Annotated in this window: 16 protein-coding genes and 3 pseudogenes; 9 read left to right on the top strand and 10 right to left on the bottom strand. The window is 71.4% G+C overall.

The window, feature by feature from the left end; all coding sequences use genetic code 11:
* Window positions 1-2 precede the first annotated feature (2 nt).
* Genes ACWD2L_RS03175 through ACWD2L_RS03165 form a run of 3 tightly spaced genes read right to left on the bottom strand, consistent with a single transcriptional unit; the run spans window position 3 to window position 3,474 of the window.
* Entirely contained in the window at window positions 3-1,403 is a 1,401-nt protein-coding gene (locus ACWD2L_RS03175) for an FAD-dependent oxidoreductase (protein ID WP_351332470.1), read from the bottom strand.
* The gene (locus ACWD2L_RS03170; protein ID WP_351332467.1) at window positions 1,400-2,035 is read right to left on the bottom strand and encodes an aspartate/glutamate racemase family protein; all 636 of its coding nucleotides are present in this window, start codon (window positions 2,033-2,035) and stop codon (window positions 1,400-1,402) included. Before ACWD2L_RS03170 ends, ACWD2L_RS03175 begins: the two co-directional genes overlap by 4 nt.
* Window positions 2,032-3,474 (bottom strand): MmgE/PrpD family protein, encoded by a 1,443-nt coding sequence (locus ACWD2L_RS03165; RefSeq protein ID WP_351332464.1) that lies wholly within the window; start codon window positions 3,472-3,474, stop codon window positions 2,032-2,034. The genes ACWD2L_RS03170 and ACWD2L_RS03165 overlap by 4 nt, the downstream gene beginning before the upstream one ends.
* A 246-nt stretch (window positions 3,475-3,720) precedes the next feature.
* Between ACWD2L_RS03165 and ACWD2L_RS03160 the strand changes: the two genes are divergently transcribed.
* From ACWD2L_RS03160 to ACWD2L_RS03135, 6 genes are all read left to right on the top strand, one after another.
* Window positions 3,721-4,500, top strand: a complete 780-nt coding sequence (locus ACWD2L_RS03160; RefSeq protein ID WP_351332461.1) for an IclR family transcriptional regulator — start codon at window positions 3,721-3,723, stop codon at window positions 4,498-4,500.
* A gap of 16 nt (window positions 4,501-4,516) precedes the next feature.
* Window positions 4,517-5,734 carry a CaiB/BaiF CoA transferase family protein gene (locus ACWD2L_RS03155; RefSeq protein WP_351332459.1) on the top strand — a complete coding sequence of 406 codons (1,218 nt, stop codon included), beginning with the start codon at window positions 4,517-4,519 and terminating at the stop codon, window positions 5,732-5,734.
* Window positions 5,731-6,561: an HpcH/HpaI aldolase/citrate lyase family protein gene (locus tag ACWD2L_RS03150; protein ID WP_351332456.1), complete on the top strand. Its 831-nt coding sequence runs from the start codon at window positions 5,731-5,733 to the stop codon at window positions 6,559-6,561. The genes ACWD2L_RS03155 and ACWD2L_RS03150 overlap by 4 nt, the downstream gene beginning before the upstream one ends.
* 74 nt (window positions 6,562-6,635) lie before the next feature.
* Complete coding sequence (locus ACWD2L_RS03145; RefSeq protein ID WP_351332454.1) at window positions 6,636-7,481, top strand: cyclase family protein; 846 nt, start codon at window positions 6,636-6,638, stop codon at window positions 7,479-7,481.
* Window positions 7,481-8,950 carry an MmgE/PrpD family protein gene (locus ACWD2L_RS03140; RefSeq protein WP_351332451.1) on the top strand — a complete coding sequence of 490 codons (1,470 nt, stop codon included), beginning with the start codon at window positions 7,481-7,483 and terminating at the stop codon, window positions 8,948-8,950. Before ACWD2L_RS03145 ends, ACWD2L_RS03140 begins: the two co-directional genes overlap by 1 nt.
* A 39-nt stretch (window positions 8,951-8,989) precedes the next feature.
* The gene (locus ACWD2L_RS03135) at window positions 8,990-10,294 is read left to right on the top strand and encodes an MFS transporter (protein ID WP_351332448.1); all 1,305 of its coding nucleotides are present in this window, start codon (window positions 8,990-8,992) and stop codon (window positions 10,292-10,294) included.
* 54 nt (window positions 10,295-10,348) lie between these two features.
* Here the strand turns inward: ACWD2L_RS03135 and ACWD2L_RS03130 are convergent.
* Window positions 10,349-10,489, bottom strand: a pseudogene (locus tag ACWD2L_RS03130) (TetR family transcriptional regulator); the annotation flags it as partial.
* Between ACWD2L_RS03130 and ACWD2L_RS03125 the strand changes: the two are divergent.
* Window positions 10,488-11,213: pseudogene (locus tag ACWD2L_RS03125) on the top strand (NADP-dependent oxidoreductase); the annotation flags it as partial. The pseudogenes ACWD2L_RS03130 and ACWD2L_RS03125 overlap by 2 nt on opposite strands.
* An 82-nt stretch (window positions 11,214-11,295) precedes the next feature.
* On the opposite strand, the gene ACWD2L_RS03120 reads toward ACWD2L_RS03125, so the two are convergent.
* Complete coding sequence (locus ACWD2L_RS03120) at window positions 11,296-12,399, bottom strand: alcohol dehydrogenase catalytic domain-containing protein (RefSeq protein WP_351332446.1); 1,104 nt, start codon at window positions 12,397-12,399, stop codon at window positions 11,296-11,298.
* Between the two features lie 143 nt (window positions 12,400-12,542).
* Between ACWD2L_RS03120 and ACWD2L_RS03115 the strand changes: the two genes are divergently transcribed.
* On the top strand, window positions 12,543-13,436 hold the full coding sequence (locus tag ACWD2L_RS03115) for a LysR family transcriptional regulator (RefSeq protein ID WP_351332444.1): 894 nt from the start codon (window positions 12,543-12,545) through the stop codon (window positions 13,434-13,436).
* A gap of 93 nt (window positions 13,437-13,529) precedes the next feature.
* On the opposite strand, the gene ACWD2L_RS03110 is transcribed toward ACWD2L_RS03115, so the two are convergent.
* On the bottom strand, window positions 13,530-14,264 hold the full coding sequence (locus tag ACWD2L_RS03110; RefSeq protein ID WP_351332441.1) for a dienelactone hydrolase family protein: 735 nt from the start codon (window positions 14,262-14,264) through the stop codon (window positions 13,530-13,532).
* Between the two features lie 238 nt (window positions 14,265-14,502).
* On the bottom strand, window positions 14,503-15,477 hold the full coding sequence (locus tag ACWD2L_RS03105; RefSeq protein ID WP_351332438.1) for an epimerase: 975 nt from the start codon (window positions 15,475-15,477) through the stop codon (window positions 14,503-14,505).
* Window positions 15,478-15,645: 168 nt separating this feature from the next.
* Between ACWD2L_RS03105 and ACWD2L_RS03100 the strand changes: the two are divergent.
* A pseudogene (locus ACWD2L_RS03100) lies at window positions 15,646-15,974 on the top strand (NmrA family transcriptional regulator); the annotation flags it as partial.
* Between the two features lie 126 nt (window positions 15,975-16,100).
* Here ACWD2L_RS03100 and ACWD2L_RS03095 read toward each other — a convergent pair.
* The 3 genes from ACWD2L_RS03095 to ACWD2L_RS03085 all read right to left on the bottom strand — a co-directional run bounded on the left by ACWD2L_RS03095 (window position 16,101) and on the right by ACWD2L_RS03085 (window position 19,712).
* Entirely contained in the window at window positions 16,101-16,892 is a 792-nt protein-coding gene (locus tag ACWD2L_RS03095; RefSeq protein ID WP_351332436.1) for a DeoR/GlpR family DNA-binding transcription regulator, read from the bottom strand.
* Window positions 16,893-16,956: 64 nt separating this feature from the next.
* Window positions 16,957-18,315, bottom strand: a complete 1,359-nt coding sequence (locus tag ACWD2L_RS03090; RefSeq protein ID WP_351332433.1) for a GntT/GntP/DsdX family permease — start codon at window positions 18,313-18,315, stop codon at window positions 16,957-16,959.
* Entirely contained in the window at window positions 18,312-19,712 is a 1,401-nt protein-coding gene (locus ACWD2L_RS03085; RefSeq protein WP_351332431.1) for a homoserine dehydrogenase, read from the bottom strand. The genes ACWD2L_RS03090 and ACWD2L_RS03085 overlap by 4 nt, the downstream gene beginning before the upstream one ends.
* Between the last annotated feature and the right edge of the window lie 6 nt (window positions 19,713-19,718).

Below are 19,718 nucleotides of genomic sequence, written 5' to 3'. Positions count from 1 at the left end.
TCTCAGTTCTCGGCGATGTCCGTGGCGCCGGACAGGGTCGTGGCCGCCTGCCAGGCGAGGCCGAGTGCGGGCAGTAGTCCGTTGCCCGCCAGGTAGCCGTCCGCGCCCCGGCCGGAGATGCCGTGCGCGGCCCCTCCCGAGGCGAACAGGCCGCCGATCGGGGCCCCTTGGCCGTCGAGGACGCGTGCGGCGGCGTCGACGACGAGGCCGCCCTGCGTGTGGAACAGGGCGGGGATCACTTCGACGGCCGCGTACGGGCCGCGCAGCGGCGCCTCGAAGAATGTCCGGCCGAACCGGTCGTACCCGGCCGCCCCGGTGGCCGAGGCGACCTGCTCGGACACCGCTTCCTGGAGGGCCTTCGTGTCGCAGCCGGTGCGCGCGGCGAGCGCGTCCAGGTCGTCGGCCCACGCCAGCGCGCCCGCGTCCACCGTCTGCCGGAAGTCGGAGAACGGCAGGCACAGGTCGTGGATGCGGCGGTCCAGGACGATCCAGCCACGTGCGTCCGGGCGGGCCGCGAGGGCTGCCGCGTATTCGGAGTAGCCGGTGGTCTCGTCGCCGAACCGTTCGCCGACGGCGTCGACCATGATCGCGCCGTGCATGATGGTGGCCCAGCCGACCAGCGTCCGTGAGCGGCGGGCGAGTGCCGCGTGGCCCTGGTAGGCGTCCATGTAGGCGGCTCGTGCGCCGTGCCGCAGCCCGATGTCCAGGCCGTCGCCGGTGGAGAACTGACCGCCGTGGTAGTCGGCCGCCGCGATCTCCGGCATGTGCCGCTCGACCAGGGCGCGGTCGGCGCCGTAGCCGTTGGTGGCCAGCAGCACGGCCCGGGTCGCGATGGTCTCCCGGTGGCCGCCCGGGTCCTCGACGACGGCGCCGGTGACACGTCCCTCGGTGTCCCGCTCGACGTCCACCAGCCGAGCAGGGATCAGCAGGTCGATCGACGGTGAGCGCCGCACCCGTTCGTACAGGTGCCGCAGCAGCGTCGAGCCGTGCCGCCCCTGCACGGTGTGCAGCCGGTCGGCGCTGTGGCCGGGGTAGCTGAAGTCGCGTACGAGTTGGAGCGGCACGTCCGCGCCGTCCGCGAGCCATTCCACCAGGGGTGCGCTGATCCTCGCGAGGGCGTCGGCGAGTGCCGGGTCCGCGGTGCCGTGGGTCTTCGCGGTGATGTCGGCGAGGAAGCGCTCCGGGCTGTCCTCGACGCCCTCCGCGCGCTGCCAGCGGGAGCCGGCGCCGGGGATCATCGCGGTGGACATCGAGGTGTTGTTGCCGCGCAGGAACTGTTCGTCGGGGTCGACGACGAGCACGCTCAGCCCGTCCTCGGCGGCCTTGAGCGCCCCGGCGAGTCCGCCGCCCGCGCCCGCCACCACGAGGTCGACCGTCCCCGCGTCGGGCTGTGCGCCGCTCATGCCCGGCCTCCCGCCGCCAGTAGCCGCAGGGCCAGGGCCGCCGGGTCGACGAGTTCCACCGTGTGCGGGGTGTCGGTTTCGACGGCGGAGCAGCCGTTGATCACGACCCGCACGCCCCGCTCCGCGAAGCCGTCGAGCGCGCCGCGCACGGCGTCGTTCCACCGCCCGGTGTCGGGGATCGCGTCGACGGCCAGGTCGAGCACGGTCACTCCGGCGAACCACGGCCCGTACCCGTACTCCTCGATGCGCCGGGCGAGTTCGTCGCCGATCGCCCGGTTGCGGGTGACCGCACCGAACCGACGTCCGGTCGCGACCAGGTGTGCCGCGCACAACCGCAGCATGCCGACGTTCGGGACGGCGGCGCCGTCGGGTGCGACGGGGACGGCGGGGTCGAGGACGCAGTCCGGCATCCGGAGGTCGAATGTGTCGCCGGGCGCCGCCGCCAGGGCCGCGGTGACCGAGACGGTCGAGGCGGCGATGTCCCGCGCCGTCGCGAGTTCGGAGGGCGCGTCGGAGCCGATCTCCTCGAGGACCCATTCGACGCCGGGGGGTGAGAGCCGTCGGTAGCGGTCCCGGCGTCGGGCCAGTTCGTCGGCGCCCGTCCGGATCGGGGTGACGGAGAAGATCTTCATGCGCTGTCTCCTGGTGTCGCGGCAGGACAGGGCCTCAGGGCGGCGAGAGCCCGCAGCGACGGTCCCACATCGTCGGTCGTGAACAGGTCGTCGACGGCGCTTCGCAAGCGGTCGACCGTGGCCGTGTCGCCGAGCAGGTCCGCGAGCATCGAGGCCAGTGTCTGCTCGGTAAACGGGTGGTGGTTGCTGTCGCCGACGGGATGCGGTGCGCTCAGCTCCACGCGCCGGCCGTCGTCCAGCACCGCCGTCAGCCGGGTGGCGCGCTCGTGCGGCAGGCGTGCGGTCAGCTCCGGGTCCTCGGCGACGGTCACCTTGCGGGCCAGCGCGAAGAGTTCGGGCCGGTCGGCTTCGGTGGCGTCCGCCGTGTCCGGGGTCACCGCGCCGTCGAGCAGCGCCGCGGCGACTGCGTACGGGACGGAGAACATTGCCCCGAGGCTGCTGTCCCACGTCGTACGGTTCAGCGGTGCGGCGAGCGCGTGCGTGTCGACGTGCATCTCAACGACGGATGCGCCCAGTTGGGTGCCACTGCGTCCACCGAGGTGCCGGTCGCGCAGCTGGAGGGCCAGGTCGGCGGCCGGGTGTGTGTACGAGCACGACGCGTGCCGCTTGAAGTAGTTGTGCTGGATCTGCCAGTCGTCGCCGAGCCGGTCGGTGAGCGCGGCGGCGTCGAAGGTGCCGAGCAGTGTGCCGAGCGAGAGGGCGGCGGTGCCGGTGTTGCGGACCACGCCTGCCGCGGCGAGCCGGGCGGCGGCGAGGCCGGACACGGCCGCGGCGCCCATCCAGGCGTCCCGTACGCGGTGGCCGTCGAGCGCGGAGTCGAAGTGGCCGGCGACGGGCAGCCCTGAAGCCGTGTCGATGGCCGCGGCGATCCCTTCCGCGGGCAGGCCGAGCAGGAGTGCGCAGCCCGCCGCGGCGCCGGTCACGCCCCAGTTCCCGTGCGGGTGGACACCGGGGTGCAGGCCCGTGGCACGGCCGTGGCGCGCGGCGACCTCGTACCCCACGAGCAGGGCGCGGGAGGTCAGCTCGCCCGTGGAGCCGAGCGCGGCGGCCAGGGTGAGGATCGCGGGGAAGGTGTGTCCGGCCGGGTGGCCACGGGCGTACTTGCCGCCCTCGTCGAGCTCGCTGCACACCAGAGCCGTCGCGTTCAAGTACGCGGCGGTGTCCACCTGCGTAAGGACCGCGGCGCCGAACACCGGTGCGTCGCCCGCGGGTTGGGGCCAGGCGGCGCGGATGCGGCGCTGCCCCTCGGTCCGGGCTCCGGCGAGCGTCACCGCGAAGGTGTCGAGCAGGACGAGGGAGAGCCGCTCACGCACGTCGGCGGGCACGTCGGTCCAGGAGAGCCGTGCGGCCCAGAGTGCGAGGTCCCCGGTGCGCTCCCGCGCCTCGGTCTTGGGGTCGGGCGCCGCCGTCAGGGGTGCTTCGGATGGTCGGGCAGTCACCTGCCCACCCCCTTCCATGTTGTTCCGTTGAGCGGAACACGTTGGCCATTCGATACTTGCAGCACCCACGAATCGACGTCAATACCTTCCTGAAGAATCCAGGTAACGTCGCTACTTCCTGGCCAGCACCTCTTGACCGGGCCTGGAGACGGTGTTTCTCTGGTGTTCCATTCAGCGGTACGGAAAGAGATCGAGACTTCGGGAGCCCCCGGACATCGACCTCAGGGAACAGGCAAGAATGAGCCCATGACGACCCAACCCGGAACCGAGACCGCAGGCCGAGTCATCGACGTCCTCCTGCTGTTCACCGACGGCCCCGACGACATCGGGGTGTCATCGATCGCCCGCGAGCTCGGCCTGAGCAAGGCGGTCGTGCACCGCATCCTTCAGACCCTGGTGGCACGCGGGATGGTGGTGCTCGACCAGCAGACCCGGCTCTACCGCCTCGGTCCGACCGCGGCGGCGCTCGGCGCCAGGGCGCTGCGCGAGTTCGACCTGCGGGCCGTCGCCGCGGAAACCCTGCGGCGACTGCACGAGCAGACGCGGGAGACCGTGACCCTCACGGCGCTGGTGCCCGGCGGGCGCGCCTACATCGACCAGATCGTCAGCACCCACGAGGTGAAGATGACCGTGGAACTCGGCCGCAGGTTCCCGCTGCATGCGGGCAGTTCCGGCAAGTGTCTCCTCGCCTTCCTGCCCCAGGAGCGGCAGGAAGAGATCCTCACCGCGGAACTCTCGGCGCTCACCGACCGGACCATCACCGATGAGAACGCCCTCCGCACCGAACTGGCCGCGATCCGAGAGCTCGGCTACGCGAGTTCGCAGGGCGAACGCCAGGCCGACGCCGGCTCGGTGGCCGCGCCCGTCTTCGGCTTCGACGGCGACGTCCGCGGCTCGGTGTCCGTGTGCGGCCCGCGCTCCCGCTTCACCCCACAGTTCGTCCGCGCCTGCGCACCCCGCGTGGTCGAGGCGGCACGTGACCTCTCCACGCGCCTCGGCTGGAAGGCGGCCTCCTCCCCCACGTGACGACGGAAGGAACTCCATGACCGACACCACCCCCGCACCCCGGGCAGACAGCACTGCGGCCCTCGACGGCATCAAGGTGCTGGACATCGCGACACTGTTCGCGGGCCCCCTCGCCGCCACCCTGCTCGCCGATTTCGGCGCCGATGTCACCAAGGTCGAACATCCCAAGGGCGACCCGGTGCGCCACCACGGCGCGAACAAGGACGGTGTGGGCCTGTGGTGGAAGATGCTTTCGCGCAACAAGAAAGCGATCACCCTCTACCTCGGCAGCCCCGAGGGCCAGGACATCTTCCGCCGCATGGTCGCGGACGCGGACGTCGTCATCGAGAACTTCCGCCCGGGCACGCTGGAGCGCTGGGGCCTCGGCTATGAGGCGCTGGCCGAGATCAACCCGCGTCTGGTCCTGGCCCGCGTCACCGGATTCGGGCAGCGCGGCCCTTACTCCAAGCGCCCCGGCTTCGGCACGCTCGCGGAGGCGATGAGCGGTTTCGCCGCCATCACGGGACAGCCCGACGGGCCCCCGACCCTGCCGCCGTTCGGCCTGGCCGACGGCGTCTCCGCGCTCACCGCCGCCTTCGGCATCATGACCGCGCTGCACGCCAGGGACCGCACGGGCCGCGGTCAAGTGCTCGACCTGGCGATCATCGAGCCGATGGTCACGCTGCTCGGGCCGCAGGCCATCACCTACGACCAGCTCGGCGAGCTCCAGCCACGCACCGGCAACCGGTCGGCGAACAACGCGCCGCGCAACACCTATCGCACCAAGGACGGTTCGTGGGTCGCGGTCTCCACCAGCGCCCAGTCCATCGCGGAACGGGTCATGCGGCTGGTGGGGCGCCCCGAGTTCATCGACGAGCCGTGGTTCGCCTCGGGCGCCGAGCGCGCCCGGCACACGGACGAGCTCGACTCGGCGGTCGGCTCCTGGATCGCGGACCGCACCCGCTCAGAGGTCATCGCCGCGTTCGAAGAGGCGCAGGCCGCCATCGCGCCGATCTACGACATGAGTGACATCTTCGAGGATCCGCAGTTCCAGGCCCTGGAGACGATCACCGAGGTGGAGGACGAGGAGCTCGGCCGTATCCGGTTCCAGAACGTGCCCTTCCGGCTCGGCGACACCCCGGGCGCCGTCCGCTGGTCCGGCCGGCGCAAGGGCCGGGACACCGCTGAGGTGCTCGGCGCGTACGGTGTCAGCGCGGCCGAGATCGCCTCCCTCGCCGACCGGGGCGTCGTATGAGCGCCCCGGCGCACCCCACCGGCGTGCGGTCCTGGCTCTACGTCCCCGCAACCCGCCCCGACCTCCTCGACAAGGCGATGCGCGGCGAGGCGGACGCGGTCGTCCTCGACCTGGAGGACGCGGTGCCGCCCGACCGCAAGGACGAGGCACGCGCCGCCGCCGTACAGGCCGTGGGCGAGACCTGGCCCAAGCCGTTGTGGCTGCGCATCAACCAGGTCACACTCCCGTACGGGCAGGCCGACTTGGCGGTACTCGCGGGCGCGCCCGTGCAGGGTCTGCGCCTGGCCAAGTGCGAGAGCGCCGAGGAGATCGAGACCGTACTGCGGCACGTGGACGCACCCCTGCACCTGCTGTTCGAGACGGCGCTCGGCGTGGAGCACGCCTTCGAACTCGCCCTGGCAGCACCGCAGGTAGCGTTCCTCTCGCTCGGCGAGGCCGACCTCGGCGCCGACCTGAGGGTGCGCGGTGACGCGGCACTTGACTGGGCGCGCGCCCGCATCGTCAACGCGGCGCGCGCGGCGGGCCTGACCGGTCCGGTGCAGAGCGTGTGGACCGACGTGACGGACGTCGCTGGTCTCGCGGCCAGTACTCAACGCGCCCTCGACCAGGGCTTCTTCGGCCGTTCCGTCGTCCACCCGAAGCAGGTCCCGGTGGTCAACGCGGTCTTCACGCCCCGGCCCGAAGAGGTCGACGACGCCCGTCGGCTGGTCGATTCGCTGCGGCAGGCCCAAGAGAGCGGCAGCGCCGCCTGGCTCGACGACCGCGGCCGGCTGATCGACCCGGCGGTCGTGGCCCGCGCCCGCTGGGTGCTGGACCGCGCGAGCTGACACCGCATCCGCACACCTTCCGGCGGCGCACACACGCCGCTGCTCCCCGCTCCCCTCTCCAGGTTAGGCAGGTCATGACCTCTTCCCAGCTCACCCCACCGCACCAGGCGTCCGGCAACGCCCTGCTCAACGCACTGCCCGCCGACCCGCACATCGTGGAACTGGGCCAGCCCCTCTTCACCGGCATGCCGTGCTCGCCCAACCACCCTGGTTTCCGCATGACCTTGGCCCGCCGACACGGCGACATGGTCCGCCCCGACGGCGGTTCCGCCTCCAACGAGGTCATCGTCACCGGAGGCCATGTCGGCACCCACATCGACGCGTTGTCCCACGTCAGCCACAACGGCAAGCTGCACGGAGGGGTCGACGCCGCCGAGGCGCAGACCGGCGGCTCCTTCTCGCAGCACGGCGCGGAACAGACGCCCGCCATGGTCACCCGCGGTGTCCTCCTCGACGTCGCCGCGGCGCACGGGGTCGGCACCCTGCCGGGCGGATACGGTGTCACCGCCGCCGACCTGGAGCGCGCCGCGGAACTCGGCGGCGCCGAGCCCCGCCAGGGCGATGTCGCCGTGGTCCGCACCGGCTGGGCGCGGCACTTCGACGATCCGGCCGCCTACCTCGGCAAGGAGTCCGGCGTGCCCGGGATCACCGAGGACGCGGGGGCCTGGCTCGCGGAACGCGGCGTGAAGGCCGTCGGCTGCGACACCACCGCCTGCGAGCAGATAGCGCCGGGCGCGGGCCACAGCGTCCTGCCCGTGCACCGGCTGCTGCTGGTGGAGAACGGCGTCTACATCATGGAACACCTCGCGCTCGAAGACCTCGCCGCGACCGGACAGCACACCTTCCTGTTCGTCGTCGCCCCCTTGCGGATCGTCGGCGGCACCGGCTCCCCCATCCGCCCGATCGCGGTGGTGTCCTGATGACGGACGACTCCACGACACCGGCCACAGCCACTCCCGCGCAGCAGCTCGCGGCATTCGCCGTCGCCGTACGGGACGGTGAACTCGACGCCGGGCTGCGGGAGAAGACCACGGGGCACCTGCTCGACCTGCTCGGCAACAGCATCGCCGCGCTGTCCGAGCGGCCCGGCGCCGCGGTGCGCGAACTCGCCGAGGAGTGGGGCGGCGTCCCCGCCGCCACCGTCATCGGCTCCTCGACCCGCTTGCCCGCACCGTCGGCTGCGCTGGTCAACGGCACGCTCGCGCACAGTCTGGACTTCGACGACACCCATCTGCCGTCCGTGCTGCACCCGTCGGCATCGGTGATACCCGCCGCCCTCGCCACCGCGGAGGCGACCGGCGCCAGTGGGGCGCGGCTCCTCGACGCCGCCGCCGTAGGCATCGAGGTCACCTGCCGGCTCGGCATGGCCCAGTACGACGAGAAGCTCGGCAACTCCGTCTTCTTCGACCGGGGTCTGCACGCCACCGCGATCTGCGGGGCGATCGGCTCCGCCGTGGCCGCCGCGATGCTGCGCGGCCTGGACGCCGACGGTATCTGCTCGGCGATCGGCATCGCGGCGAGCATGGGTTCCGGGATCATCGAGGCCAACCGCACGGGTGGCACCGTCAAGCGGGTGCACTGCGGCTGGGCCGCGCACGCGGGGGTGGTCGCGGCCGACATGGCACGGCTCGGTCTGACCGGTCCACCTACCGTCCTCGAAGGCCGTTTCGGCTTCTTCCAGGCCTTCTGCGGTGAACGCTTCGACGAGGCCGCCGTGGTGGCGGAGGTCACCGAAGGGCTTGGCGAGCGCTGGGAGTTGGCCCGGCTCTTCATCAAGCCGTACCCGTGCAACCACTTCACCCACGCGGGGGTGGACGCCGCGATGCGGCTGCGCCGTCGCGGCGTCGAGCCAAGACACATCACCCGTCTGACGCTCGGTGTACCCGCGCCCGTCCTGCGTACCATCGCGGAACCCGCGGCCGAGAAGGCACACCCGCGCTCCGGCTACCACGCGGCGTTCAGCGGTCCGTACACGGTGGCCGCCGGACTGCTCGCCGAGCCCGACGCTCCAGGGCACGGACTCGGCGTGTTCCACGAGGACTTCACGGATGAGGCGGCGGCCGACCCCGCACGTCTCGGCCTCGCCGCCCGCGTCATCTGCGTGGCGGACGAGGAGTGCACGACCGTCTTCCCGCACCAGTTCCCGGCCGCCCTCACTGCCGAACTCGACGACGGATCCACCGTGACCGAACGTGTCATGGTCAACCGGGGCAGCCCCCAGGACCCCCTCGACCCCCGTGAACTCACCGCGAAGTTCCTCGCCAACGCCCTCGGCGCCGGCGACGGACCCGCCGTGCGGGCACTGGCCGAGGAGGTGTGGAACATCGCCGCGGCCGCGGACACGACGGGCCTGACCCGTGCGCTGTCCGCGGTGGTGGCCGGCACATGAGGCAACGCAGACTCCCCATCACTCCACCGAGGTGAACCCATGAGTTCCTCGCGTACCAACGTGCGGTGGCTGACGCTCGCACTGATCGTCGCCCTCATCGTGATCAACTACATCGACCGGAGCGCCATCAGCTACGCGGTCGAACCGCTCACCGAGGCCTTCGGTATCAGCAAGTCCCAGTACGGGCTGATCAGCAGCGCCTTCTCCATCGGCTACATGGTGTTCGCCTTCATGGCGGGGCCACTCGTCGACCGCTACGGCGCCCGGCGCATCCTGCTCGTGGGCGTGGCCATCTGGTCGCTGGTCACCGCGGTGACCCCCATCGCCGGATCCTTCATCGGCCTGTTCGTCACGCGCATCATCCTGGGTGCGGGTGAGGGGCCCGGCTTCCCCGCGGCGAGCCGTACGGTCAGCCGCTGGCTTCCGCAGAAGGAACGCGGGATCGCGCTCGCGATGGTCGGCGGTGTGGCCGTGTCCGGCTCGCTGCTGATCGGCGGGCCGCTGGTGTCTCAGCTGATCGCCGTCCTGACCTGGAAGGGCATGTTCTGGGTGCTCGCCGGTCTCGGCGTGCTCTGGTTCGCCATCGCCTACGCGCTGTTGAAGAACACACCCGAGGAACACAGTGGTGTGTCGGAGTCGGAGCGCGCGCACATCGCCGCGGGCCAGCTCGACGAGGAACGCACCTCCACGGGGCGGGTCCAGTGGCGCCCGATCCTGACCAACCGGAACCTGTGGATCATCGCGGTGGGCTACTTCGCGTGGGGCTTCATGTTCTGGGGCTTCATGTACTGGCTGCCCGACTACCTGTCCTCGGAGTTCCAGCTCAGCATCACCGAGGTCGGCCTTTTCACCGTGGCTCCCTGGGCCGCGGGCATCGTCGGCGCACTCATCGGCGGGGTGATCACGGACCGCGTCTTCGCACGCACCGGCAGCGAGCGCAGCCGCCTCACCATCATGGGAACCGCGCTGCTGCTCTCCGGCGCCGCCCTGATCCCGATCTTCACGGCGCCGTCCCTGACCGTCGCCGTCACCTTCATCTCGATCGGGGTCGGGCTCGGCTTCGTCACCGGCGGCATCTGGTGGGTCGCCGCGATCGACGCGGCGCCGTCCCAGCCCGGCGTCGCGGCCGGTTTCGCCGACGCGGCGTTCGCGCTGTCCGGCATCGTCGCGCCTTCCGTGATGGGCTTCATCGTCAGCGTGACCGGCAGCTTCTCCAGCGGTTTCGTGGTGATGACGGTCCTGGCCGTGATCGGCGCGGGAGCGATGCTCGTCCTGCCGAAGCGGGGCGCAGGTCAGCGCCAACCCGTCGACGCCCAGGCCGACTTGGTCCCAGAGTCCCGGTGACCGCACCGTGCCGCTTCGGCAGCCGCCGAGTCACGGGCCGGGGACGTCGTGCGCTCAGAGCGCTCGGCCGGCGCCGGCGCCTGCCTCGGTCAGGATCGCGCTCGCGACGACGTCGAAGAGGTGGTCGGCGCGCGGCGCGAGTGAGGCCTGGTCACCGACCCAGGCGAGCGCCGCCACCAGAGCGAACAGATCGGTCTTCGGCCTCCTGCGCTTTCCCGGCTTCAACGGCTCCGCGTACGCCGAGTACGTCGCCGTCCCCGTGTCGGACCTGGCACGCAAACCGGCCGGCATCGACCACGTACACGCCGCCGGGGCACCGATGGCCGGACTCACCGCGTGGCAATTCCTCATCGACGTCGGGCACGACCGTCCGTCCCCCTTCCAGGAGACGCGGCACCACCCGACGGCACTCGGCACCGACACGACGGTGCTCATCAACGGCGCCGCGGGCGGCGTGGGGCACTTCGCGGTGCAGCTGGCGAAGTGGAAGGGCGCGCAGGTCATCGCGGTGGCATCCGGCGAGCACGAGACCTTCCTGGCGGACCTCGGCGCCGACCGGTTCATCGACTACACCAAGAGCCGTCCCGAGGAGCTGGTGCACGACGTGGACCTCGTCCTGGACACCGTCGGCGGCCCCCACAGCAGCCGCTTCCTGCGCACGCTCAAACGCGCCGGCGACCAATTCCCCGTATTCCCGGGAGACTTCGACGAAGCGGAAATCGCGAAGCGGGACGTCACGGTCTCCAGTACCCAGGTCCGCTCCAACGGCACTCAACTCGCCGAACTGGGACGCCTGCTCGACGCGGGCACGGTCCGCGTTGCGATCGACAGCACCTTCACACTCGCGGATGCCCGAGCCGCCCACGAACGCGCCGCGCGGGGGCACATCCGCGGCAAGATCGTGCTCACGGCTGCGTAGGGCCTGTCGTATGGGTCGGCGCCTGGGAAAGTGACGCTTCACGGTCGTGCGGATGTGGCTGGTGGCTGGTGGCTGGTGGCGATCAGGGGGCCCGGTGTCGGCCGGCCGATGGTGTGAGGCTGGTGCGGTCGAACGGGCCACCGTGCGCGGCGGCGTACGCGATGGCGTCGTTGACGGCATCGAGGCCGAACGACCGGACCCGTTCGGGGGCGAGATCCAGAGTGCCCGAGGCGAGGAGCCGGATGATGCCGACATTGGCTGCGCGCGGGTACATCCACTGCCCGCGCACGGTGACCGAGTTGCGCATGATCCACGGGTACGGGAGTGCGAGGTCGGCGCCACCGAGCATGCCGACGCCGCCCATGAGGACGACCCGGCCGTACTCGCGCACGGTCATGGCCGCCGCGCGCGAGGCCGAGCTGGGTGCGCTCGGCGGGAGCAGGTCGATCACCATGTCGATCGGACCGCCGGCCGCCGCGGACATCGCCTCGCGGTCGCCGACCTCGTCCCCGGTCAGCGGGACCGGGCGCAGCCGCGGACCGAAGCGGTCGGCGAGGAGGTCGAGCGCGGCCTTGTTGCGGCCGGGGGCGACCACGCGGCCCGCTCCCATCGCGAGCGCGACCGCGACGGCGCTGCTGCCGAGGTTTCCGGTGGCCCCGCTGACGAGCAGCGTCTCGCCGGCCGCGAGCCCACCTGCCAGCAGCCCGCCGTAGGAGATGGTGTGCACGGTGAGCGCGGCCCAGCGGGCCGGATCCTCCCCGGCCCAGGTTGGCAGTGGGTAGACGTTCTCCGTCGGCACCCGCATGAGTTCGGCGAACGCGCCGTCGTGCAGGTACTCGGCGAGCCGCGCGCCGCCCTCGCCGCGCGAACTCCAGCCCTGGAGCGTGATGTCGGGCGTCAGGGCGTCGTCTCGCGCACGCACCGTCGGGTCGCACCACACCAGGTCGCCGAGGCGCAGCCGGGTGGCGTCGGGGCCGACGTGGACGATCCGCCCCACGCCGCCGACACCGGGCACGACAGGAGGGACGAGGGGGTACTGCCGCTTGCCGCTGAAGACTTCGGCCGCGTAGGGCGCCACGGCGGCGGCGAGGACCTCGACCACCACCTCACCGCTACCGGCCTCGGGGGCCGGTGCCTCCCGCACCGCGAGTGGGGCGCCGAAGCGCGTCAGAACTGCTGCGCGCATGTGTTGACCTCCATGTTCGCCCGTCCTCTTCCGTCCATCGTCTCTAGTCCGTCCTCTTCCGTCCGTCCTCTTGGGATCGACACTAGGAGCCGGACGGGCATGCGGGAAGCGAAGATCACGCACATCTGGTATGCGTATGACGCATGGACATCTCCAGCACGGGACTGCGGGTCCTGCGGCAGATCGCCGAGTCGGGCAGCTTCACCTCGGCAGCTGCCCGTCTCGGCTACACGCAGTCGGCCGTCTCACGCCAGGCCGCCGCCCTCGAACACAGCGCCGGTACCACCCTGTTCGAACGCCGCGCGGACGGCGTACGGCTCACTCCCGCCGGCTTGACCCTCCTGCGGCACGCCCACACGATCCTCGCCTCGCTCACAGCGGCCGAACGTGAACTCACCGGCACCGTCCCGCGGACCGAACTGGTGCGGCTCGGGGCCGTCCCGAGCGCGGGCTCGACGATCCTGCCCGCCGCACTCGCCCACCTCGCGAAGGCCGACCCGCAGATCACGGTCACCACCCGCGAGGGCACCACGCCCGCCCTCATCCGGGCGCTGCGCGCAGGCTCGCTCGACCTCGCCGTACTGACGTCCCGAGCACCCCACCGTCCCTTCGACGGTGACTCGCCGCGCCTCCACGTCGAGACCGTCGCGGACACCGAACTGGTCGTCGCGGCGCCCTCGACCGGAGACCTCGCCGGACGCACCACCGTGCACGTCGACGAACTGGTCGACGCCGCGTGGATCGCCACCCCGTCGTCGAGCTCCGAGCCTCTGCTCGGCGTCTGGCCCGGCCTGCCCGGACGGCCGCGCGTCGTCCACTCCGCGCGCGACTGGCTGACGAAGCTCCAACTCGTCGCCGGCGGCTTCGGCGTGACCACACTGCCGTCCCGCCTCTCACCGGTACTGCCGCCCGGGGTGAGCCTGCTGCGCGTCGAGGGCGCGCCCCCGGAGATCCGCCGGGTACTCGTGGCACGCCTCCCTGGCCGTCCCGGCCCGGCGCCCAGGGCCGTCATCCAAGCCATCGCTGCGGGTGCGTGAGCCGCCGTGAGGGCCGGCACGACCGGGCTTCTGCCGAGGCCGGTGGGCTTGTTGCCCATGGACAACGCAGAGGATGGCTTCGGGCCCGGAGCCTCAACGGTTGGCCAGAGTGCGGCCGAGGAGAGGGAGCAGGTGCTCCCAGTGGAGCTGCAGTGCGGCGGCGTTGAAAGCGTCGGTGTCGGCCATGGTGAAACCGTGGACGGTGTCGGGGTAGATCTCAGAGGTGTAGTCGACACCCGCGGCGTCCAAGGCCTGGTTGAGTTCGCCGAGGGCCTCGGGCGTCAGGTCGGTTTCGGCGTGGCCGAAGTGGACCTGGGCGGTGAGTCGGCGCAGGCTGTCGGGTCCGGCAACGCCCACGGGGGCATGAAATCCGGCGACGGCGGCCACTTGGCGAGGGTAAGCCGCGGCGGTGTGCACCGCCAGGAGGCCGCCGATGCAGTAGCCGGTCACCGCGACGGGTCCGGCGTCGACCTCGGGCCGGGTGGTGAGGAATCTGAGGTAGGCGTCGGCGTCGCGGAGGGCCCGATCGATGGTGTGCGCCTCAATCAGGGGCATCAGCCGACCCATCACCGAGGTCCTGGCCTCTTCTCCGATGTACTCGGGGAGTTCGACCACAGGTGCCGGGCCGTGCCGGTAGAAGAAGTTGGGGACGAGCACGTAGTACCCGTGGCCGGCCAGTTCGCGGGCCAACTCCCGCAGCACAGGCCGGATGCCGAAGCCGTCCGCGTACATCAGCACCCCTGGGTGCCGCTCGCCGTCGTCGGGGAAGGCGGCGAGGGCATCGGCCTGGCCGTCCTCGGTGGGAATCTGCAACATCTTGGTGGGCATGAACGCTCCTGTCGTGGTTGATGTGTCCTGTGATCAACACGACGAGGGCGGAGCCCGCGCGGCAGCGCGAATACCTCGATCGAACAGCGGGCCCGCAATGGCCCGTACGGCGCTCAGAACAGCACCGGGTCACCGATCCGTGTGTGGCGCAATGCCCTCCCGGTAGTCATCCCCACAACCTAGTCCACCGGACAAGGCCGACACCAGCGCTGGAGGCCGAACTCGGGCTCAGGCGTGGTCAGATGCGTGCCTCCGTGCGTCCGATTCGGGTCCGCTCACGACGCACCCGCCCTACGAGGTCGGCCGCAGCCTGCGACCAGGCGCCGTGGTCGAAGGTGAACCCGGCGTCCTCCAGCCGCCCGGGCACCACCCGCCGACTCTTCAGCAGGAGTTCGGTGTCCGAACGGAGAGCGAAGGCTCCGACCCCGGCCATCCACCGCGTCGCAGGCAGCCCGACCGGCATGCCCCACGCAGCCCGCAACGCACGCATGAACTCCCGCTGCGGCAGCGGGCCGGGGGCTGCGAGATTGACCGCCCCGCTGATGTCGTCACACCCGATCAGGAACTCCACCGCGCGCACGAAGTCACGGTCATGGATCCAGGACACGTACTGCGCGCCACCCGCGACCGGCCCACCGAGACCCAACCTCGTCAGCCACAGCAGGTAGTCGAAGACACCACCGCGGTCGGGGCTCATCACCATCGCCGACCGCAGGGCCACCCTGCGCGTCTGCGGGGTCGCGGCCCGCTCCTGCTCCCGCTCCCAGTTCTTCGCGATCTCGACGCTGTACGCCCAGTAGCCCGGCACGCCGGGCTCGGCTCCGCCGATCACGCCGGTCGCCTCGTCGTTCGGCGCGTCGAACCGGTGGGCGTAGACAGTGGCGGTGCTCATCTGGAGCCAGACGCGGGGCGGCGTGCGGGCGGCGGCAATCGCCTGGCCCACGACGCGCGCGGAGTCGACACGCGAGTCCATCATGGCGCGCAGATTCTCGTCGGTGTAGCGGCAACTGACGCTGCGGCCCGCAAGGTTGACCACAACGTCACTGCCGTCGACCGCCTCAGCCCAGGGGCCGAGCGTCCGGCCATCCCACTGGACCTCGCCGTCCCGCACAGGGTGCCTCGTCAGAACGACAACCTCATGGCCCGCACCGGTCAACGCCCGCCGCAGCACACCGCCGACCTGACCGGTCCCTCCAGGAAGCACAATCTTCACCGGTCTCTCCCCTGACGTCTGGCGTCGCACGGCACAGCCAGCGTACGACCCGCCCAGATTCGGAGCGGAGGGGGCCTGTTACCTGGCGACGCAGATCGGGCGAGCAGGTGACGGCGGTGCCACGGCACACCGCGGCGGTGCCCGAGGGCGTCCGCCACGTGAAGGCCCGCAGTCGCGGCGGCCTACCTACCGGAGGGCCAACACAGCGGCCACGCCTACGAGTTGACGGGCCCGGAAGTGATCACTCCACGCGGGCAAACGGAAGCCATCGCCGCTGCACTCGGCTCGCCCGTCAGGTTCCAGGAACTCACCCGCAACGAGGCCCAGGCCGCCACGACCCGGAGCATGCCGGCGTAACTCGCCGATGACACGCTGGACACCCTCGGCTCCCCGAACCCGGCCGAGTTGCGCGTCAGCCCGGACGTCCAGCAGGCCTGGGCCGTCCCCCGCGCCCCCTTTCCGACTTGGTGGCCCGCAATGTCGCCGCATTCCACTGAGACGAACCGGCACCGCTTCAGGAAGACGCCGCCCGGCCCCCGGCCACTCCCGGTGGATCGATGCCGAGGTGGCCCGAGATCGACTACCCGCACAGCGAGGAACGCCGGGCCTGGAGCTGACCCCCGTCAGGTCTGCGTCAGACGCAGCTCACAGCCGCTCTCACGGATTCCGGTGACCGCGCCCTCCGCCAGGGCGTTGTCGGTGATCACCGTGTCGAATGCGGTGAGCGGAGCCACCCGGTACTTGCCGAACGTGCCGAACTTCGACGATCCCGCGACCAGGACCGAGCCGGCCGCGGATTCCATGGCGGCCTGCTTGACGTCGACCTTGGGTTCCGACGGTGTGGTGACGCCCCGCAGCAGGTCCCAGGAGCTGCTGCTGATGAAGGCGAGGTCGAGGGCGAGTTGACGCAGTGTCGCGGCACCGAGGCGGCCGACGCTCGAGCGGTTCGCCGTGTCGATACGGCCGCCGGTATGGATGATGTCGAGGTGGGGCGAGGCCATGAGCTGTTCGGCCGTGTCGAAATCGTTCGTCACCACCGTCAGTTCGCTCAGGCGTGCCAGTTCCGGGACCATGGCGATGAGGGTGGTGCCCGCGTCGAGGTAGACGGTCATCCCTTCGGTGACGAGGCGCGCGGCCTCGCTCGCCATGGCCGCCTTGGCGGGCTGTTCGACGCGGGCCTTGTCCTGGAAGCTGGGTTCCGTGCTGAGGTGACTGGCGATCCTGACGCCGCCCGGCACCGAGAAGACCAGCCCTTGGCGCTCGAGTTCCGCGATGTCCCGCCGCACCGTCATGTGGGAGACGTTGAACAGCTGCGTGATCTGCTGGACGCTGAGTACGCCCTCCTTGCGCAGGTGGCGCAGCAGTTGCTCGCGCCGCTGGTCCGGGATGAGCGGCAGGTGCTGCTGAGCGGTCATCGTCACCCTCCTTCACAATTCGTACGCGACGTTAGCCGATGTTCGCCCGTGCTCCGGCGCCGACTCAGCTTCCGACGAATGTGCTGAGCAGCAGGACACCACCGAGGCTGAGCAGGGACTGCAGCGACAGCATCAGGGTCCAGGTCCGGAAGGTCTGGGACACGGACAGCTGGAAGTACTCCTTGAAGAGCCAGAATCCGGAGTCGTTGACATGGGAGAGCATCACGGCGCCGGACGCAGAGGCGAGCACCATCAGTTCCGGTGAGACACCGGGGTAGGCGGCGAGCAGTGGGGCGACGATGCCGGTGGCGGCGGCGGTGGCGACGGTGGCGGAGCCGAGGCAGATGCGCAGGAGCGCGGCGACGAGCCAGGCCAGCAGCAGCGGCGGGACCGACCAATCGACGGCGTAGTCCGAGATGATCTTGTCGATGCCGGTGGCGGTGAGCATGGCCTTCAGGCCGCCTCCGGCGCCCAGGATCAGCACGATCGCGCCTACGGGACCGAGCCCCTTGCCTGCCATCTTCTGCAGCTGCGTCAGGCCGAACCCGGACCGCAGACCGAGAGCGAAGAACGCGAACACGACAGCGGCGAGGAGCGAGAGCACTGAGGAGTTGCAGGCCTCGAAGAAGGCGTACGGGAGGGTGCCTTTGGCCGTGTTGGACGTGCCCAGGGTGCCGATCAGCATGAGCCCGGGCGGCAGCAGCACCGTGATCATGGCCAGGGCGAAGGAGACGGGGCGGCGCTGGTTGTCAGGGGTGGGGTCGGGCTGGGGAACCGGCCCCTTGTCGAGGTCGGGGGCGGGTCCGAACCAGCGGGAGGCGACCTTGGTCAGCAGGGGCCCGGTGATGACGGCCAGGGGGATGCCGATGATGAGGCCGTACAGGATGGTCAGGCCGGTGTTCGCGTCGTACGCGGAGACGGCGAGGGTCGGCGACGGGTGCGGCGGCAGCAGACCGTGCGAGACGTACAGGCCGGCGGCCATGGGCAGGCCGACGTACAGCAGGTGGGTGCCGGTGCGCTTGGCGACGGCGTAGACCAGCGGGACGAGCATGACGAAGCTGACGTCGAACAGGTGCGGCATGCCGATGAGCAGGGCCGCCGCGGTGATCGCGGCGGGGATCCACTTCACGGGGCGTGTGCCGATGAAGACGGTGGCGATGCGGTCGGCGCCGCCGGAGCCGAGCAGGATGCCGCCGAGCAGGGTGCCCAGGCCGATGGTGGGTCCGCTGCTGGCCAGGGCGTCACCGAAGCCGTCCTGGAAGTGCTCGACGGTGGCGCCCGGCCCGATGCCCGCGGCGAGGCCGAGGCCCAGGGCGGAGAGCGTGAGGGCGAGGAACGGGTGCAGTTTGAACTTGGTGATGAGCACGACGAGCACGGCGACGGCCGCGGCGCCGAGCAGCAGATGCTGGACGTCGGTGCTCACGCCTGCACCGCCGATGCGGCGGGGCGGGCGGCGCGGCCGGCCGTCCAGGCCCGGGTGAGGTTCTCGTCGGCATCGGCGAGGTCGCCGAGGCGCAGGAGTTCGCCCGCGGCGACGGGCCGGGCCAGCGTGGTGTGGGCGGCGAGGTAGAGCGGGGCGATGTCGCCGGGGGTGTCCTCGTCGCGCAGCAGCACGGCCTGGACGCCGGTGACGTCGTGGTGGTGGCCGCCCATGTCGAGGACGGTGCCCGCGGACAGGTCCTGGCGGGCGCGGCCGGCCAGGACGGCGTGGCCGCGCGGGTCGGTGCCGCCGGAGGGGCGGTGGTGCAGGACCGCCGAGAGCAGCGAGAGCGGCGTCTCGACACCCATCAGGTGGTAGGGCAGGTAGACGGCCGCGTATCCGCCGTCGCGGCTGACGACGTGTCCCTTGCCGCGCAGCGTCTCCCAGGTCTCCTGGTCGCCGGTGCGTACGACGACGAAGACGCCGCCCGCGAAGGATGCCTCTCCGGGCAGGCGCAGGGCGCTGAACACGTCGACGGCGCCGGCCCGTTGGAGGACTCCGCCCTCTTCGCGCAGCCGGTAGATGTCGGCCAGTTCGGCGATGCGGGCGACGGGGTAGTGCAGCCGCTCGGTGTCGGGCTTGAAGCCGGTGTTGGTGGCGACGACGGCCATCTCGCAGTAGTCGGCGGTGGCACCCTGGGGCAGCGTGGCCACGGCGGCGGCGCGGGCCTCCAGCGTCGCCGCGACGTCGTCGCCGAGGGTGAGCAGGCCGGCGAGTTCGGGGGCGGGGACGGTGGTGTCGAGCTGGGTCACCGTGCCGCGCTCCGGGTCGAGGACGAGGTCGTACTCGCTCGACTTGCCGATGGCCACGATGTCGAGGCCCAGGAACTGCGCCCACGTGACCAGGCCGATGAGGTTGGCGGGCTGGTCGCCGTCCGCGGTGGTGTAGACGAGCCCCTCTTGCGCCGCGAGTTCGGCGAGGTGGAGTCCGGCGACGGAGTCGACCTCCTTGCTGACCATGGCCACATGGCGGCCGCTGCGCAGGGCGTCCTCGGCCATGGCGTGTCCATGGACGGGGCTGCCGGTCGCCTCCACGAGGATGTCCCAGTCGGCCGCGCCGAGGAGGGCGCCGTCGGCGACCAGGGCGATGTGCCCTTCGGCGCGGGCCCGGGTGACGGCGTCCGCGTCCTCGCAGTCGGTGAGGCGGGCGGTGTCGTAGCCGAGGTCACCGAGCATGGCGCGCAGGCGCGGGAGGTCGCGGTCGCACAGGACGGACGGCTGCAGGGCGTCGATCCGGCGGGTCTGCGCGAGGAGGGTGCGAGCGAATCCGCCGCCGGCGCCCGAGAGTGCGTAGTGCACGCTCCGGCCCTTGGCGGCGGCGAACAGGTGATGGAGATTCATGGCCCT

The organism is Streptomyces sp. NPDC002754, assembly GCF_053592315.1.
Note: the sequence above shows the minus strand (reverse complement) of the source record. Positions and strands in the feature narration are given on the sequence as shown.

Bases quoted from the DNA above. Each gene is read 5' to 3' on its own strand.
- ACWD2L_RS03155 (WP_351332459.1), top strand. From the start codon at position 4,517: ATGACCGACACCACCCCCGCACCCCGGGCAGACAGCACTGCGGCCCTC.
- ACWD2L_RS03095 (WP_351332436.1), bottom strand. From the start codon at position 16,892: ATGACCGCTCAGCAGCACCTGCCGCTCATCCCGGACCAGCGGCGCGAG.
- ACWD2L_RS03115 (WP_351332444.1), top strand. From the start codon at position 12,543: ATGGACATCTCCAGCACGGGACTGCGGGTCCTGCGGCAGATCGCCGAG.
- ACWD2L_RS03140 (WP_351332451.1), top strand. From the start codon at position 7,481: ATGACGGACGACTCCACGACACCGGCCACAGCCACTCCCGCGCAGCAG.
- ACWD2L_RS03120 (WP_351332446.1), bottom strand. From the start codon at position 12,399: ATGCGCGCAGCAGTTCTGACGCGCTTCGGCGCCCCACTCGCGGTGCGG.
- ACWD2L_RS03150 (WP_351332456.1), top strand. From the start codon at position 5,731: ATGAGCGCCCCGGCGCACCCCACCGGCGTGCGGTCCTGGCTCTACGTC.
- ACWD2L_RS03170 (WP_351332467.1), bottom strand. From the start codon at position 2,035: ATGAAGATCTTCTCCGTCACCCCGATCCGGACGGGCGCCGACGAACTG.
- ACWD2L_RS03145 (WP_351332454.1), top strand. From the start codon at position 6,636: ATGACCTCTTCCCAGCTCACCCCACCGCACCAGGCGTCCGGCAACGCC.
- ACWD2L_RS03135 (WP_351332448.1), top strand. From the start codon at position 8,990: ATGAGTTCCTCGCGTACCAACGTGCGGTGGCTGACGCTCGCACTGATC.
- ACWD2L_RS03085 (WP_351332431.1), bottom strand. From the start codon at position 19,712: ATGAATCTCCATCACCTGTTCGCCGCCGCCAAGGGCCGGAGCGTGCAC.
- ACWD2L_RS03110 (WP_351332441.1), bottom strand. From the start codon at position 14,264: ATGCCCACCAAGATGTTGCAGATTCCCACCGAGGACGGCCAGGCCGAT.
- ACWD2L_RS03175 (WP_351332470.1), bottom strand. From the start codon at position 1,403: ATGAGCGGCGCACAGCCCGACGCGGGGACGGTCGACCTCGTGGTGGCG.
- ACWD2L_RS03160 (WP_351332461.1), top strand. From the start codon at position 3,721: ATGACGACCCAACCCGGAACCGAGACCGCAGGCCGAGTCATCGACGTC.